Consider the following 15,433-nt stretch of genomic DNA (forward strand, 5'->3'; position numbering starts at 1 on the left):
TCAACGCCCACAAATCCGGCACCATCAAGGGCCTCGGCGCCGCAGTCGGCGCCTCCGTCACCTCCGGCGCCCCCATCTGCGAAATCAAGGACTGACGTCGGCCCCGTACGACGACGGCCGAAGGCCCCGCCCATCCGGGCGGGGCCTTCGGCGGTGGCCGCCGCACCGGGGCGGTGCGGCGGCCCGGCACTACGCGCCACGCCCTCGCCCGCCCGGCCCCGGGCCCGGCCCGCGTCCGCCGAGGGTCCGGTGGACGTCGGCGTCGTGGTAGTACGTGCGGCCGCCGCGGGAACGGCGGCGCCACTGCTGCTCGCTGGCGTGGCGGTAGACGCTGCCGGTGGCGATGCCCCACAGCTGCGCGACGTCGCCCGCGGTGACCCAGCGCACGCTCTCCGCCTCGGCCGGCGCGGAGGCCGCGGGGACGGTCGTGGACCGACGCCCCTGAGCGAGCCGGCGGCTCAACTGGAGCCACTCGTGCCCCAGCCAGCGGTGGGACTGATCGGCGTCGCAGGTGATCTCCGCGGGCAGCTGCGGCCGGCTCGGCTGCACGGTGGCCGTCAGCCCACCACGGCAGTCCGGCTCGACACAGGTCCCGATCGTCACCCGGCGCAGCGGCTCCGGGTCGATGACCCGGCGTGCCCTGCGCACCAGCCGCGCCACCTCCTCCGAGACGTCCCCCGCGGCCTCGTGGGCCAGGAGCCATTCGGCGTGCCGGGCCAGGAAGCCGGCGAGTTCCCCCACCATGACCGACGACCGGTGCGCCGTCCCCCGCGGGAGGCGGATGCGCCGGCCGTCGACGACCACGGCCGCCCACGACCGCAGGACGCCGACGACGGCCGCGCGCGCCTCGGCCGCAGCGGTGTTGAAGGGCATACCGGGCAGTGGTCCGCCGGTCGTCCTCTCGCGGGGCTGATCGGACCCGCCGAGGAGCAGCCCGCACTCCTCGTACAGGCCGGGCAGTTTCCTCAGCTCCGCGACGAGGCGGTTGCCGCACGAGGAACACAGACGCGTTCCCCGCTCGGCGAGGCGGCGGGACCGGCCGCCCGTCGCCTCCTGACGGCGGCAACCCGTGCCCTCGCACGCCGTCAGCACCATGACTGTTCGAATCGTTCCCTGACTCATCAGTTCCCCCATTTCATCGAACTGCCAGCCAAGCTATTTCGGTCATTGAGTCAGGGACAAGGCAAGAGCCTCCTATTTGTGAGTCCTGTGTAGTCGATTTCGGCTACGGCTGGCGAATCTGTGCCGTACCTGCCGATGCGAGACAGTTTTATCTTTCTCTGTAGCTGCTCTGACGGAACGTGACAGAGATCTGCATCTTGGCTGGTTGACTCCCGCGCCGGAAACGAAGAAGCTCTTCCATAGCCTCCGCTGAACTGTGACGAATTCCGGTCCGGCGGTTACGCCGATCCTTTTCGACCAGTTCTCCGGTCGCCTTCGACTTCGGCCTTCACTTGTTTCGCAGCCGACTTCCGGCTGCCTTGTCGCGCATTCTCGACCACACCCAAGGAGACGTACATGGACGCTGCGGTCATCATCGCGGGCGCCGGTCCGGCCGGGCTCATGCTCGCCGGTGAACTTCGGCTCGCGGGAGTGGAGGTCATCGTCCTGGAGCGACTGGCGGAGCGGACCGGGGAGTCCCGCGGGCTGGGCTTCACCGCGCGCACCATGGAGGTCTTCGACCAGCGTGGTCTGCTGCCCCGGTTCGGGGAGATCGAGACCAGCAACCAGGGGCACTTCGGCGGCCTGCCGGTGGACTTCGGCGTGCTGGAAGGCGCCTGGCAGGCGGCCAAGACCGTCCCCCAGTCCGTCACCGAGACGAAGCTGGAGGAGTGGGCCACCGACCTGGGCGCCGACATCCGGCGCAGTCATGAGCTGCTGTCCCTGACGGACCACGGCGACAGCGTCGAGGTCGAGGTGCGCGGTCCCCAGGGCGTCCACACCCTGCGGGCCGCCTACCTGGTGGGCTGTGACGGCGGGCGGAGCACCATCCGCAAGGCCGCCGGTTTCGACTTCCCTGGGACCGCCTCCACGCTGGAGATGTTCCTCGCCGACGTGAAGGGGCTGGACCTCGAACCCCGCATGATCGGGGAGACGCTGCCCGGCGGCATGGTCATGGTCGGCCCGCTGCCCGGCGGCATCACCCGTCTCATCGTCTGCGAGCGCGGCACCCCGCCGCAGCGGCGCACCGAGCCGCCCACGTTCGAGGAGGTGGCGGCCGCCTGGCAGCGCCTCACCGGCACGGACATCTCACACGGCGAACCGGTGTGGGTCAGTGCCTTCGGCGACGCCACCCGGCAGGTCACCGAGTACCGGCGCGGCCGCGTCATCCTGGCGGGCGACTCCGCGCACATCCACCTGCCGGCCGGCGGGCAGGGCATGAACACCAGCATCCAGGACGCGGCGAACCTCGGCTGGAAGCTGGCCGCCGCCGTCAACGGCTGGGCGTCCGCCGACCTGCTGGACACGTACCACGGCGAGCGCCACCCGGTCGGCAGGCGCCTGCTGATGAACACCCGCGCCCAGGGGCTGCTCTTCCTCAGCGGCCCCGAGGTGCAGCCGCTGCGCGACGTACTCAGTGAACTCATCGCCTACCGGGACGTGAGCCGGCACCTGGCGGGCATGGTCAGCGGCCTGGAGATCACGTACGACGTCGGCTCGGGCCGCCACCCGCTGCTGGGCAAGCGCATGCCGCACCTCGAACTGGTCGGCGAGACCCGCAAGACCAGCAGCACCGAGCTGCTGCACGCCGGCCGGGGCGTCCTGCTCGACCTGGAGGACAACCCCACCCTGCGTGAGCGGGCTGCGGCGTGGGCCGGACGCCTGGACATCGTGACCGCCGCCCCGCACGGGGTCGCCGAGGACGGCCCGCTGCACGGCACCTCCGCGGTCCTGGTCCGCCCCGACGGCTACGTCGCCTGGGCCGCGCCCGGCAGCCACCACGACCTGTCGATGGCCCTGGAGCGCTGGTTCGGCACACCGTCCACCCACCGCACGGTGTGACAGCGTCCGGCACGGGTCCGTTCGAGGCGCACCGGCCAACAGGCGCACGCGGCCCGGCGCACCCAGCTCGAGGCCCACACCGCAAGGCGCACGGCACACCAGCCGCGAGACACACGCCGCACGGCACACCAGCCACGAGACACACGCCACACGACACACCAGCCGCAAGACACACGCCACACGACACACCAGCCGCAAGACACACGCCCGACCACGTCGGCCGCAAGACCGACCACCGCGTCACCGCGCCGGGCGCACGGCCGACGAACGCGTCGGCCGCACGACCAACCGCACCCGGCGTACCGCCGACCACCGCACCCGCCATGCAGCCGACCGCGCCGGGCCCGCGACCGACCGCCCCGTGCGACGACGCCCGCCGGGTCCCCCCGCCGCGGCGCCCCTCGCGGTGCGGAAGCAAGGCCCGAGGAGTCCACTCGACCGTCCAGGAGCCACGTATGACCGCACACGTCGTCCTGCCCAACGTGCCCCGGCCCGGCCCGGCCGAGGAGAGCCGGGCCATCGAGCGCGCCGCGCTGCGGGTGTTCGCCCGCGAAGGGTGCACCCGGGCGCGGCTGGACACCGTCGCCGCCGAGGCCGGTGTCGCCGAGAGCACCCTGCTGGAGCACTTCCCGGACCGTGAGCGGCTGCTCCTGTCGGTCGTCCTCAACAGCGCCGCGTCCGTCGCCGCCGCGCTGGCGGACATCGCGGAACGCCGGCTGAGCACTCGTACCGACCTGGAGGCCGACCTCATCGCCTTCGGCCGGGCGTGGCAGCGGCCGCTCACCGAGTTCCCCGAGCACTTCGCCCTGGTACGGCAGCTCAACGCGGAGATCGCCCGGCTGCCCGCGAACGTGCTGGAGGTGTGGCGCAGCGCCGGGCCGCAGCGCGCCGAGCAGGCGCTGGCCCGGGGCCTGGCGAAGGTCGCCGAGCGGGGGCTCCTCGACGTCGAGGACCCCTGCCGCGCGGCCGGTCACTTCGTCCTGCTCGTGGCGACCCCGGTCGCCCAGCGGTCGTTCCACGGCGCGCTTCCGCTCACCGACGAGGAGACCGACGAACTGGTCACCCAGGGTGTGCGCGACTTCCTGCGCCTGTACCGGCCCACCGCGGCCGGCTGATTCCGTCCGGCCGCTGCCATCCGCCCACCGGAAGAGAGAAACGCATGCACAGCACCCTGATCGTGGCCCGTATGGACGCCGAGTCGAGCGTCGACGTGGCCAAGCTCTTCGGCGAGTTCGACGCGACCGAGATGCCGCACCGCATGGGCACCCGTCGCCGCCAGTTGTTCGCGTACCGCGGCCTGTACTTCCACCTGCAGGACTTCGACTCGGACAACGGCGGACAGCTCATCGAGGAGGCCAAGTCCGACCCGCGCTTCGTCGGGATCAGCGAGGACCTCAAGCCCTTCATCCAGGCCTACGACCCGGCGACCTGGCGGTCCCCGGCCGACGCGATGGCCACCCGTTTCTACAACTGGACGGCCTCCTCGTGAAGCCGTCGACCGACATCATGGGAGGCACCCTCTAGTGGAGCGCCGGGTAGTAATCACGGGAATCGGCGTGCTGGCACCGGGCGGTGTCGGCACCAAGAACTTCTGGAGCCTGCTGAGCGAGGGCCGCACGGCCACCCGGGGAATCACCTTCTTCGATCCCTCCTCGTTCCGTTCCCAGGTCGCGGCCGAGGCCGACTTCGACCCCGAACTGCACGGCCTGGGCCCGCAGGAGATCCGGCGGATGGACCGCGCCGCGCAGTTCGGTGTCGTCACCGCGCGCGAGGCGCTGGCCGACAGCGGGCTGGACCTGGCGGGCATCGACCCGCACCGCACCGGGGTGACCATCGGCAGCGCGGTCGGCGCGACCACGGGGCTCGACGACGAGTACCGCGTGGTCAGTGACGGTGGCCGGCTCGACCTGGTCGACTACGCCTACGCCCCGAGGCACTTGTACAACCACTTCGTGCCCAGCTCGTTCTCGGCCGAGGTCGCGTGGGCGGTCGGCGCGGAGGGCCCCAACACGGTGGTCTCCACCGGCTGCACGTCCGGGCTCGACTCGGTGGGCCACGCCGTGGAGCTGATCCGCGAGGGCAGCACCGACGTGATGATCGCCGGAGCCACGGACACGCCGATCTCCCCGATCACGATGGCCTGCTTCGACGCGATCAAGGCGACGACGCCGCGCAACGACGACCCCGAGCACGCCTCGCGGCCGTTCGACGGCACCCGCAACGGGTTCGTGCTCGGCGAGGGCTCCGCGGTCTTCGTACTGGAGGAGCTGACCGCCGCCCGGCGGCGCGGCGCCCACATCTACGCCGAGATCGCCGGGTACGCCTCGCGCTGCAACGCCTTCCACATGACCGGCCTGCGCCCGGACGGCCGGGAGATGGCCGAGGCGATCCGGGTGGCGCTGGACGAGGCGCGGATGAACCCCGAGGACATCGACTACATCAACGCGCACGGCTCGGGCACCAAGCAGAACGACCGGCACGAGACCGCCGCGTTCAAGCTGAGCCTCGGCGAGCACGCCTACCGCACCCCGGTCAGCTCCATCAAGTCCATGGTGGGGCACTCGCTGGGCGCGATCGGCTCGATCGAGATCGCCGCGTCCGTGCTGGCGATGGAGAACAACGTGGTGCCGCCCACCGCGAACCTGCACACCCCCGATCCCGAGTGTGACCTCGACTACGTGCCGCTCACCGCCCGTGAGCACACCACCGACGCGGTGCTGACGGTCGGCAGCGGATTCGGCGGGTTCCAGAGCGCGATGGTGCTGGCCCGTCCCGAAAGGAGCGCCGCATGAGCGCGCGTACCCCCACCAGGACCGTCGTCACCGGCATCGGTGTCGCCACCCCCAACGGGCTCGGCGTGGACGACTTCTGGGCCGCCACCCGTATCGGCAAGAACGCCATCGGCCGGATCACTCGCTTCGACCCGAGCCGGTACCCGGCCACGCTGGCGGGAGAGATCCAGGGGTTCGTCGCCGAGGACCACCTGCCGAACCGGCTGATCCCGCAGACCGACCGGATGACTCGGCTGGCCCTGGTGGCCGCCGACTGCGCCTTCGAGGACGCCGGCGTCAGGCCCGGCGACATCCCCGAGTTCGACATGGGCGTGGTCACCGCCAGCACCTCCGGCGGCTTCGAGTTCGGCCAGAACGAACTGAAGAAGCTGTGGAGCCAGGGCAGCCAGTACGTCAGCGCGTACCAGTCCTTCGCCTGGTTCTATGCGGTCAACAGCGGCCAGATCTCCATCCGCAACGGGATGCGCGGACCGAGCGGTGTGGTCGTCAGCGACCAGGCCGGCGGTCTGGACGCCGTCGCGCAGGCCCGGCGGCAGATCCGCAAGGGCAGCAAGCTGATCTTCTCGGGCGGCTTCGACGCCTCCATCTGCCCGTGGGGCTGGGTGGCGCAGCTCGCCAACGGCCGCCTCAGCACCCGCACCGAGCCGGAGCGGGCCTACCTGCCCTTCGACGCCGACGCCTGCGGTTACGTGCCCGGCGAGGGCGGGGCGCTGCTCATCCTGGAGGACGCCGAGGCCGCCCGCCGGCGCGGGGCACGCAACGTCTACGGCGAGATCTCCGGGTACGGCGCGACGTTCGACCCGAAGCCGGGCTCGGGCCGGGAGCCCGGTCTGCGGCGGGCGATCGAGCTGGCCCTGGCCGACGCGAACGTGGCACCCGGCCAGATCGACGTGGTCTTCGCCGACGCCGCCGGCACCCCCGGCCTGGACCGCGAGGAGGCCGATGCCGTCACCGCCGTCTTCGGCGCCGGCCGGGTCCCGGTCACCGCGCCGAAGACGATGATCGGGCGGCTCTACTCCGGCGCCGCGCCGGTGGACGTGGTCGCCGCGGTGCTGTCCATGCGCGAGGGCCTGATCCCGCCGACCACGAACGTGACCCTGTCGCCCGAGTACGACATCGACCTGGTCACCGGCCAGCCGCGTACCGCGTCGGTACGCACCGCGCTCGTCCTCGCCCGGGGCTACGGCGGCTTCAACTCCGCCGTCGTCGTCGGGGCCGTCGACTAGTCCGCGACCGGCCGCCGCCACGGCCGCACACACCGCTGCACCCACCACACCCATGAAGGGGAAACCACATGTCCGACAAGGAATTCACCCTCGAGGTTCTCAGGCGCATCCTGCTCGAGGGCGCCGGCGCGGACGAGGGCGTCGACCTCGACGGCGACATCCTCGACACCGACTTCGAGGAGCTGGGCTACGAGTCGCTGGCCCTGCTGGAGACCGCCGGCCGGATCGAGCGCGAGTACGGCATCGCCCTGGACGACGACGTCTTCACCGACAACCCCACCCCCCGCGGCCTGATAACCGCCGTCAACGCGCAGATGCGGGAGTCCCTCGCCGCCTGAGCCGGCCGCGGCACCCACCCCCCACACCCTGCGGCCGCCGTGCCGGGCACGGCGGCCGCCGCCCGTACCGCCCACCCTCTTTGGAGAGAACAGATGTCGCAGCAGGACCAGCGCGTCGCCCTCGTCACCGGTGCCACCAGCGGAATCGGCCTCGCCGTCGCGCGTCTCCTGGCGAGCCAGGGACACCGGGTCTTCATCGGCGCGCGCAACGCGGAGAACGTCGTGTCCACCGTCAAGCAACTGCGTGAGGAGGGTCTGGAGGTCGACGGCGCCACCCTGGACGTGCGCTCCTCCGAGAACGCGCGCGACTTCGTCCAGGCCGCCGTGGACCGCTACGGCGCCGTCGACGTCCTGGTGAACAACGCCGGCCGCAGCGGCGGCGGCGTCACCGCCGACATCGACGACGAGCTGTGGCACGACGTCGTCGACACCAACCTCAACAGCGTCTTCCGCATGACGAAGGAGGTGCTGAACACCGGCGGCATGCGCCACAGGAGCCGCGGCCGGATCATCAACATCGCCTCCACCGCCGGCAAGCAGGGCGTCGTCCTCGGTGCCCCGTACTCGGCCTCCAAGCACGGCGTGGTCGGCTTCACCAAAGCCCTCGGCAACGAGCTGGCGCCCACCGGCATCACCGTCAACGCGGTGTGCCCGGGCTACGTGGAGACCCCCATGGCCCAGCGGGTCCGCCAGGGCTACGCGGCCGCCTACGACGCCTCCGAGGAGGCGATCCTCGAGAAGTTCCAGGCCAAGATCCCGCTCGGCCGCTACTCCACGCCGGAGGAGGTGGCCGGACTCGTCGGCTACCTGGCCTCCGACACCGCCGCATCCATCACCTCGCAGGCGCTCAACGTCTGCGGCGGCCTCGGCAACTTCTGACCGGACCGACGCGACCCAAAGGACCCGAACCCCATGACCAAAGAGGTCGAGCACGAGATCACCGTCCACGCCCCCGCGGGCGAGGTCTACCGCCTGATCGCCGAGGTGGAGAACTGGCCGCGGATCTTCCCGCCCACGGTGTACGTCGACCACGTCGAGCGGGGCGCCGGCGAGGAGCGCATCCGCATCTGGGCCACCGCCAACGGTGAGGTCAAGAACTGGACCTCGCGCCGCACCCTCGACCCCGGGGCACTGCGCATCACCTTCCGCCAGGAGGTCTCCGCACCGCCGGTCGCCTCCATGGGCGGCACCTGGATCATCGAGCCGCTCTCCGCGGACGAGTCGCGGATCCGGCTGCTGCACGACTACCGGGCGATCGACGACGACCCCGAGGGCCTGAAGTGGATCGACGAGGCCGTCGACCGCAACTCCCGCTCGGAGCTGGCCGCGCTCAAGTCCAACGTCGAACTGGCCCGCGCCAGCGAGGAGGTGACCTTCTCCTTCGAGGACACGGTCCAGGTGAACGGCTCCGCCAAGGAGGTCTACGACTTCATCAACGAGGCGGACCGCTGGGAGGAGCGTCTGCCGCACGTGGCCACGGTACGGCTGGACGAGGTCTCCCCCGGACTCCAGATCCTGGAGATGGACACCCGCGCCAAGGACGGCTCCACGCACACCACCAAGTCGTACCGGGTCTGCTTCCCCCACCACAGGATCGCGTACAAGCAGGTCACCCTGCCCGCGCTGATGACCCTGCACACGGGCTACTGGACCTTCGGGGAGAACGAGGACGGCGTCGCCGCCTCCTCGCAGCACACCGTCGTGCTGAACACCGCGAACATCACCCGGATCCTGGGCCCGGAGGCCGGTGTCGCCGAGGCCAGGGAGTACGTGCGCAACGCCCTGAGCACCAACAGCCGGGCCACCCTCGGTCACGCCAAGCGCCACGCCGAGCAGCAGCGCTGACCATGGCACGCGACTACAGGGAAACCCAGGTGGTCGTGGTCGGTGCCGGGCCGGTCGGGCTGATGCTCGCCGGCGAGCTGCGGCTGGGCGGTGCGGACGTGGTCGTCGTGGAGCGGCTGTCCGCCCCCACCACCGAGTCGCGGGCGTCCACCCTGCACGCCCGCACCATGGAGATCCTCGACAGCCGCGGCCTGCTCGACGAACTGGGCCCGGTGCCGAACGACGTCATGGGCCACTTCGGCGGCGTCCCCCTCGACCTCACCCTCCCCGGCCCGTACCCGGGCCAGTGGAAGGTCCCGCAGGTCCGCACCGAGGAACTGCTCGGGGACTGGGCCACCGGCCTGGGCGCGGTCGTCCTGCGGGGCCACGAGCTCCGTGGGCTGACCGTGACCCGGGACCACGCCGAGGCGGAGGTGCACGGCCCGGACGGACCGGTGCGGCTGCGCGCCAAGTGCGTGGTCGGCTGCGACGGGGAGCACAGCACCGTCCGTCGTCTCGGCGGCTTCGACTTCCCCGGCACCGACGCGACCCGGGAGCTGATCCGGGCCGACGTGGCCGGCATCGACATCCCGAACCGGCGCTTCCAGCGGCTGGAGCGCGGCCTGGCCATCGCCGCACGCCGTCCCGACGGAGTGACGCGCGTGATGCTGCACGAGTACGGGCGGACCGCCCGGCCGCGCGCGGCGGCTCCCGGGTCCGCGGCCGAGCCGACGTTCGTGGAGCTCGCCGAGGCCTGGCGGCGCGTCACCGGCGAGGACATCGGCGACGGCACCCCGCTCTGGGTCAACGCCTTCGGCGACGTCTCACGGCAGGCCGCGCACTACCGCGACTACCGGCTGTTCCTCGCGGGCGACGCCGCCCACGCCCAGATGCCGATCGGCGGCCAGGCCCTCAACCTGGGTCTGCAGGACGCCGTCAACCTCGGCTGGAAACTGGCGGCCCAGGTCGGCGAGCGCGGTCCGGACGGCCTGCTCGACAGCTACCACGCCGAACGGCACGCGGTCGGTGGGCGGACCCTGGGCAACATCGCGGCCCAGGCCATGCTGCTGCTCGGTGGCGCGGAGGTCGAGTCGGCCCGGGACGTCCTCGCGGAGCTGGTCCCGCACGAGGACGTACGCGTCCACCTCGCCGGCATGATCTCGGGCCTGGACGTCCGCTACGACGTGGGACCGGGCCGCCACCCGCTGCTCGGTGCCCGTCTCCCCCACACGGAGCTGGACGGCGACCGCGGACGGACCAGCACCCCGGCGCTGCTGCGTTCCGGCCGCGGTCTGCTGCTCGCGCTGTCCGGCGACGGGTCCCGGCGCGCGGGGCTGCGCGCCACGGCTGCCCCCTGGGCGGCCCAGGTGGACATGGTGTCCGCCGATGTCCCGTTCGGCCGGGGCCCGTTGGGAGACACCGAGGCCGTCCTCGTACGCCCGGACGGTCACATCGCGTGGACCGGATCCGACGGCGAGACGGATCTCGCGACCGCCCTGCACCGATGGTTCGGGGCCCCGGCGACCACCACCACGGCAGCCGGCCCGGCGTCCGTCCCGGCTCGTACCACGGCCGCCGCACCGGCAGGGGCCGGCGCGGTCCCGGCCACGTCCCACACGTCAACGAAGCGGAGAGAACACGACATGGGCAGGCTCACCGGAAAGACAGCGCTCGTCACAGGATCGAGCCGGGGCATCGGCCGGGCGACCGCCGTGCGCCTCGCGCGGGAGGGCGCACTCGTCGCCGTCCACTACTCCTCGAACAAGGACGCCGCCGACGAGGTCGTCGCCTCCATCGAGAAGGACGGCGGCCGGGCCTTCGCGGTCGGCGCGGAGCTGGGTGTCACCGGCGACGTCCACGAGCTGTTCCTGGGGCTGGAGCAGGGCCTCAAGGAGCGCACCGGGACGACCGACCTCGACATCCTGGTCAACAACGCCGGTGTGATGGGCGGAGTGGCCCCCGAGGACACCACGCCCGAGCAGTTCGACCGCCTGGTCGCGGTCAACGCCAAGGCGCCGTTCTTCATCATCCAGCGCGCCCTGAAGATCATGCCGAACGGCGGGCGCGTCATCAACATATCCTCCGGCCTCACCCGCTTCGCGAACCCGCAGGAGATCGCGTACGCGATGACCAAGGGTGCCGTGGAGATGCTCGCCCTGCACTACGCCAAGGCGCTGGGCCCGCGGGGCATCACGGTCAACAGCGTGGCCCCGGGCATCACCCGCAACGGCAACCCGGCCTTCGACATCCCGGAGGTCGTGGAGCAGATGGCGGCTCTGTCCACGTTCAACCGCGTCGGTGAACCCCAGGACGTCGGCGACGTGGTGACGTTCCTCGCCACCGACGACGCCCGCTGGATCACCGGCGCCTTCATCGACGCCAGCGGCGGCACGCTGCTCGGCTGACAAACGTCGGCGCGCTCTCATTCCCCCGTCGCGCGCCGGCCCGGCCGGCCGCGAGCTTCCGCTCGTGGCCGGCCACCCCCTCCGGCACCCCACTTCCCGGCGCCCATCGCCGAGGAACAGGACTCCCTGGAAGAGGACCATGACGCTTCCGACCAGCCCCTCGCACCACGGTCAGGCGACGGCCGGCGCGACCTGGAGCCCCGCGCTGTGGGGTCTGCTGTTCGTCCTCGCCGGGAACATGCTCATCGACGCCCTGGAAGTCTCCGTCGCGATCGTGGCCCTGCCCGCCGTCGGCGAGGACCTCGACCTTGCTCCGCACCGGCTGCACTGGGTGGTGACCGGCTTCGCGGTCGGGTTCGGCGCCCTGATGCTGTTCGGCACCCGTGTGGTCGCCCTGCTCGGCCGCCGTCCCGTCTACCTGGCGGCCATGCTCGTCTTCGCCGCGGCATCGCTGGCGTCGGCCTTCGCCGACAGTCTCGTCCCGCTCGTCGCCACGCGCCTGGTGAAAGGCTTCTGCGCCGCGCTCACCGCCCCCACCGGCCTCGCCATCATCGCCTCCGTATTCCCCGAAGGACGCCCGCGCGGCCGCGCCGTGTCGGTCTACACCCTTTTCGGCGCGAGCGGCTTCTCCGCCGGTCTGCTGTTGTCGGGCCTGCTCACGGAAGCCGGCTGGCGCTGGACCTTCGCGTTCCCCGCCCCGGTGGCGCTGATGCTGTTCGTGTGCGGACTGCGGCTGATCCCGCGCGACACCCCGGCCCCGGACCGGCCGCGCCGCTACGACGCGGCGGGTGCGCTCACGCTGACCGGCGGCACCCTGCTCCTGGTGCACGCCGTCACCTCCGTCCCCGCGACCGGCTGGGCCGATCCGAGCACCATCGCGGCGTTCCTGGGCGCGGCCGTGCTGCTGCCCGCCTTCGTACGGATCGAGCTGACCGCCCGCGCGCCGCTGTTCCGGCCCGACCTGCCGGCCGGCCGGCCGCTGATCCGCTCCGCCCTCGGCGCGGCCGCCCTCAACGGTTCGTACCTGGGAATGCTGCTGGTGAGCACACTCCACCTCCAGCGGGCGGGCGGCTGGTCCCCGCTGCAGACCGGACTGGCCCTGCTGCCCGCGAGCCTCCCGCTCGCCCTGTCCGCCCTGCACTCCGGACGTCTCGTCAGCCGCTTCACGGCCGCCCGGCTGATCGCGGTCGGCGCGGTCTTCCCGCCGCTCGGCTACGTCCTCCTGCTGCGCCTGGACACCCCGGTGCACTACGCGGTCGACGTCCTGCCCTCGATGCTGCTGGTCGGTGCCGGCTTCGTGCTCTCCTTCACCGCCCTGCACATGCAGGCGACTTCGGCCGTCCCGGCCGGCCGGCAGGCCGAGGCGAGCGGCCTCTACCAGACCGGCGTCCAGATGGGCGCCGTACTGATGCTCGCCCTGGTGGCGGCCGTGCAACCGGCCGGCCACCGCGCCGCCCTGCTGCTGGTCACCGCCGTCGGCGTGCTCGGGCTGCTGATCGCCGTCGGCGGCGTACTCCCCGACCGCAACCGAACTCTGGAGGAGAGATGAGTCACCTGAGCGCCCGGGCCGACCGGGACTGGGACGACCGGGACTGGGACGACCGGGACTGGGACGACCGGGACTGGGACGACCGGGGCTGGGACGACCGGGGCTGGGACGACTGGGACCCGGAGCCCGAACCCGGCCCGCCCGTCGAGGTCGCGGCCCCCGACGCGGCCGAACTGGCCGTCGCGCCGCCCGCCGAACGCGCCCGCATCATCGACCGGTACGTCCGCGAGGAGCTCGGCCGCGCGCTGGGCATGGCCCCCGATCTCGTCGACACCACCGGCCGCCCCATGCGCAGCCTCGGCGTCGGCTCGATCACGGGCATGGAACTGCAGCACCGCATGGAGGCCGCCCTGGGCCTGGAGGTGAACCTGCAGCGGCTGCTGCTCGCCAACAGCGCCGTGGAGCTGATCGACTGCCTCGCCGGGCAGTTGGGCGCCGACGGACACTCCCACCCGCACTCCGGTACCGCGCACACCGGCCCGGCACGGCCCCGGCCCGCCGGTGCAGCGGTCACGGCATGACCGCCCCGACCGCGGTCCTCACCTCGTCCGCGGTGGCGCCCGGCCGACTCGATCTGTGGCTGCTCAAGGCCCCGAAGGCCGATCGCGCGGCCTCGCTCGACCTGTCCGAACTGGATGGCCACGAACGCAACCGCGCGGCGTCGTTCGTCCGTCCCGCCGACGGACTGCTCTACGCGGCCGCGCACATCGCCCTGCGCCGGCTGCTCGGCTCGTATCTCGGGGTCGCCCCCCAGGACGTGCCCTTCGTCCGGGAGCCCTGCCCCGGATGCGGCAAGCCGCACGGCAGGCCCGCCGTCGCCACCCCCGACCCTCCCCTGCACTTCTCCCTGTCGCACAGCGGCGGACTGGCCCTCGTCGCCGTCGCGCCCACCACGGTGGGCGCGGACCTGGAGAAGCTGCCGGGCGCCGAGACCGTCGCCATCTGCGCCGAGGCGCTGCACCCCGGCGAGCGGGCCGAGTTGGCGCGCGTGCCGCAGACGGAGCGGGCGGAACTGTTCAGCAGGCTCTGGACCCGCAAGGAGGCCTACCTCAAGGGACTGGGCACCGGCCTGAGCCGCTCCCCGTCCGCGGACTACCTCGGCTCCGATCCGGCCCGCCGGCCGGCGGGCTGGACGATCACCGACATCCCCAGCGGGCCCCGGCACTCCGCCGCCGTCGCGCTGAAGGGCGAAGCCTCGGCCCGGGCCTCGGTCCGCCGGCTGCCCATGGACTGGCTGTACGCCGACGACGCCAGGGGGCTCTTCGACGAGCTGGTGCGCTCGCGCCCGTCCCGTACGGCAGCCCCTCACCGAAGGAGAGACGCACCGTCATGACCAGGACCGCCTTCGTCTTCCCGGGCCAGGGCTCCCAGCGCGTCGGCATGGGGCGCCATCTCGTCGAGCGCTGGCCCGACCTCGTGGACCGCTACTACCGGCCGGCCGACGACCTGCTCGGCCTCCCGCTGTCCCGGCTGTGCTGGGAGGGCCCCGAGGCCTGCCTCCAGGACACCCCGGTCACCCAGCCCGCGGTGTTCCTGACCAGTCTGGTCACGCTCGACGTGCTCGGCCGGCACGGCGTGCGGCCGGACGTCGTGGCCGGGCACAGCCTGGGTGAGTACGCGGCGCTCGTCTGCGCGGGCGCCCTGGACTGGCAGGACGCGCTGGCGCTGGTGCGCCTGCGCGGCGAGCTGATGGCCACCGTCAACGACCGGGCGCCGGGCAGCATGGCGGCCGTCATCGGTCTCGCGCCCTCGGCCCTGGAGGGCATCTGCGCCGACATCGCCGCGGCCACCGGGCTGGCCGTGGACGTGGCCAACGACAACGACCCCGCGCAGCAGGTGGTCTCCGGCCGCACCGAGGCCGTGACCGAGGTGATGCGGCAGGCGCGGCTGGCCGGCGCCCGCCGCGTCGTGGACCTCAACGTCCCGGTCTCGTTCCACAGCACCCTCATGGACGGGATCGCGGCGGACTTCGCCGAAGCCCTCGAGGAGACGGCCTTCCGCGCCCCCTCGGTCCCCGTCCTCTCGGCGGCCACCGCGGGTCCGGTCACCACCGCGGCCGAGGCCGCGGCCGTCCTGCGCCGCCAGCTCACCGGACGGGTGCGGTGGACCGACACGGTACGCAACCTGACGGCGGCCGGCGTGGACCGGTTCGTCGAAGTGGGGCCCGGCCGGGTCCTCGGCGGTCTGTGCCGTCGTATCGCACCCGAGGCGCGGGTGCGCACCACGGACGACGCCCGGCGGCTCGACCAGGCGCTCGGCGCGGTCACCGCGGCCGTCGTCTGACCCATTCACCGAC

The 15,433-nt window shown here is 72.5% G+C and carries 14 protein-coding genes; 13 read left to right on the plus strand and 1 reads right to left on the minus strand.

The window, feature by feature from the left end; genetic code table 11:
• Window positions 1–189 precede the first annotated feature (189 nt).
• Window positions 190–1,122, minus strand: coding sequence for a hypothetical protein (locus tag ACIQ1J_RS34395; RefSeq protein WP_403563162.1), 933 nt, complete (start codon window positions 1,120–1,122; stop codon window positions 190–192).
• A gap of 396 nt (window positions 1,123–1,518) precedes the next feature.
• Between ACIQ1J_RS34395 and ACIQ1J_RS34400 the strand changes: the two genes are divergently transcribed.
• From ACIQ1J_RS34400 to fabD, 13 genes are all read left to right on the plus strand, one after another.
• Window positions 1,519–3,003 (plus strand): FAD-dependent monooxygenase, encoded by a 1,485-nt coding sequence (locus ACIQ1J_RS34400; protein ID WP_403563164.1) that lies wholly within the window; start codon window positions 1,519–1,521, stop codon window positions 3,001–3,003.
• Window positions 3,004–3,458: 455 nt separating this feature from the next.
• Window positions 3,459–4,118 carry a TetR/AcrR family transcriptional regulator gene (locus tag ACIQ1J_RS34405; protein ID WP_403563166.1) on the plus strand — a complete coding sequence of 220 codons (660 nt, stop codon included), beginning with the start codon at window positions 3,459–3,461 and terminating at the stop codon, window positions 4,116–4,118.
• 44 nt (window positions 4,119–4,162) lie between these two features.
• A complete protein-coding gene (locus ACIQ1J_RS34410; RefSeq protein ID WP_121748948.1) occupies window positions 4,163–4,492 on the plus strand; it encodes a TcmI family type II polyketide cyclase in 330 nt (109 codons plus the stop codon).
• 34 nt (window positions 4,493–4,526) lie between these two features.
• Entirely contained in the window at window positions 4,527–5,795 is a 1,269-nt protein-coding gene (locus tag ACIQ1J_RS34415) for a beta-ketoacyl-[acyl-carrier-protein] synthase family protein (protein ID WP_403563168.1), read from the plus strand.
• Entirely contained in the window at window positions 5,792–7,021 is a 1,230-nt protein-coding gene (locus ACIQ1J_RS34420) for a ketosynthase chain-length factor (protein WP_403563170.1), read from the plus strand. Before ACIQ1J_RS34415 ends, ACIQ1J_RS34420 begins: the two co-directional genes overlap by 4 nt.
• A gap of 68 nt (window positions 7,022–7,089) precedes the next feature.
• Window positions 7,090–7,359, plus strand: a complete 270-nt coding sequence (locus ACIQ1J_RS34425) for an acyl carrier protein (protein WP_403563172.1) — start codon at window positions 7,090–7,092, stop codon at window positions 7,357–7,359.
• A gap of 93 nt (window positions 7,360–7,452) precedes the next feature.
• Window positions 7,453–8,238, plus strand: a complete 786-nt coding sequence (fabG, locus tag ACIQ1J_RS34430) for a 3-oxoacyl-ACP reductase FabG (protein WP_403563174.1) — start codon at window positions 7,453–7,455, stop codon at window positions 8,236–8,238.
• A gap of 33 nt (window positions 8,239–8,271) precedes the next feature.
• Complete coding sequence (locus tag ACIQ1J_RS34435) at window positions 8,272–9,204, plus strand: aromatase/cyclase (RefSeq protein ID WP_403563176.1); 933 nt, start codon at window positions 8,272–8,274, stop codon at window positions 9,202–9,204.
• Between the two features lie 2 nt (window positions 9,205–9,206).
• The gene (locus ACIQ1J_RS34440; protein WP_403563178.1) at window positions 9,207–11,588 is read left to right on the plus strand and encodes an SDR family oxidoreductase; all 2,382 of its coding nucleotides are present in this window, start codon (window positions 9,207–9,209) and stop codon (window positions 11,586–11,588) included.
• Window positions 11,589–11,727: 139 nt separating this feature from the next.
• Window positions 11,728–13,137, plus strand: a complete 1,410-nt coding sequence (locus ACIQ1J_RS34445; protein ID WP_403563180.1) for an MFS transporter — start codon at window positions 11,728–11,730, stop codon at window positions 13,135–13,137.
• Entirely contained in the window at window positions 13,134–13,658 is a 525-nt protein-coding gene (locus ACIQ1J_RS34450) for an acyl carrier protein (protein WP_403563182.1), read from the plus strand. The genes ACIQ1J_RS34445 and ACIQ1J_RS34450 overlap by 4 nt, the downstream gene beginning before the upstream one ends.
• Window positions 13,655–14,470, plus strand: a complete 816-nt coding sequence (locus tag ACIQ1J_RS34455; protein WP_403563184.1) for a 4'-phosphopantetheinyl transferase family protein — start codon at window positions 13,655–13,657, stop codon at window positions 14,468–14,470. The genes ACIQ1J_RS34450 and ACIQ1J_RS34455 overlap by 4 nt, the downstream gene beginning before the upstream one ends.
• Window positions 14,467–15,420 (plus strand): ACP S-malonyltransferase, encoded by a 954-nt coding sequence (gene fabD, locus ACIQ1J_RS34460; protein WP_403563186.1) that lies wholly within the window; start codon window positions 14,467–14,469, stop codon window positions 15,418–15,420. Before ACIQ1J_RS34455 ends, fabD begins: the two co-directional genes overlap by 4 nt.
• Window positions 15,421–15,433 lie beyond the last annotated feature (13 nt).

Origin of the sequence: Streptomyces sp. NPDC097107, from assembly GCF_044762405.1 — a bacterium.
GTDB lineage: Bacteria > Actinomycetota > Actinomycetes > Streptomycetales > Streptomycetaceae > Streptomyces > Streptomyces thinghirensis.

What these genes read in the sequence shown, in the direction of transcription:
- ACIQ1J_RS34395 (WP_403563162.1), bottom strand. Translation starts at nt 1,122, where the DNA reads ATGAGTCAGGGAACGATTCGAACAGTCATGGTGCTGACGGCGTGCGAG.
- ACIQ1J_RS34400 (WP_403563164.1), top strand. Translation starts at nt 1,519, where the DNA reads ATGGACGCTGCGGTCATCATCGCGGGCGCCGGTCCGGCCGGGCTCATG.
- ACIQ1J_RS34405 (WP_403563166.1), top strand. Translation starts at nt 3,459, where the DNA reads ATGACCGCACACGTCGTCCTGCCCAACGTGCCCCGGCCCGGCCCGGCC.
- ACIQ1J_RS34410 (WP_121748948.1), top strand. Translation starts at nt 4,163, where the DNA reads ATGCACAGCACCCTGATCGTGGCCCGTATGGACGCCGAGTCGAGCGTC.
- ACIQ1J_RS34420 (WP_403563170.1), top strand. Translation starts at nt 5,792, where the DNA reads ATGAGCGCGCGTACCCCCACCAGGACCGTCGTCACCGGCATCGGTGTC.
- ACIQ1J_RS34425 (WP_403563172.1), top strand. Translation starts at nt 7,090, where the DNA reads ATGTCCGACAAGGAATTCACCCTCGAGGTTCTCAGGCGCATCCTGCTC.
- fabG (WP_403563174.1), top strand. Translation starts at nt 7,453, where the DNA reads ATGTCGCAGCAGGACCAGCGCGTCGCCCTCGTCACCGGTGCCACCAGC.
- ACIQ1J_RS34435 (WP_403563176.1), top strand. Translation starts at nt 8,272, where the DNA reads ATGACCAAAGAGGTCGAGCACGAGATCACCGTCCACGCCCCCGCGGGC.
- ACIQ1J_RS34440 (WP_403563178.1), top strand. Translation starts at nt 9,207, where the DNA reads ATGGCACGCGACTACAGGGAAACCCAGGTGGTCGTGGTCGGTGCCGGG.
- ACIQ1J_RS34445 (WP_403563180.1), top strand. Translation starts at nt 11,728, where the DNA reads ATGACGCTTCCGACCAGCCCCTCGCACCACGGTCAGGCGACGGCCGGC.
- ACIQ1J_RS34450 (WP_403563182.1), top strand. Translation starts at nt 13,134, where the DNA reads ATGAGTCACCTGAGCGCCCGGGCCGACCGGGACTGGGACGACCGGGAC.
- ACIQ1J_RS34455 (WP_403563184.1), top strand. Translation starts at nt 13,655, where the DNA reads ATGACCGCCCCGACCGCGGTCCTCACCTCGTCCGCGGTGGCGCCCGGC.
- fabD (WP_403563186.1), top strand. Translation starts at nt 14,467, where the DNA reads ATGACCAGGACCGCCTTCGTCTTCCCGGGCCAGGGCTCCCAGCGCGTC.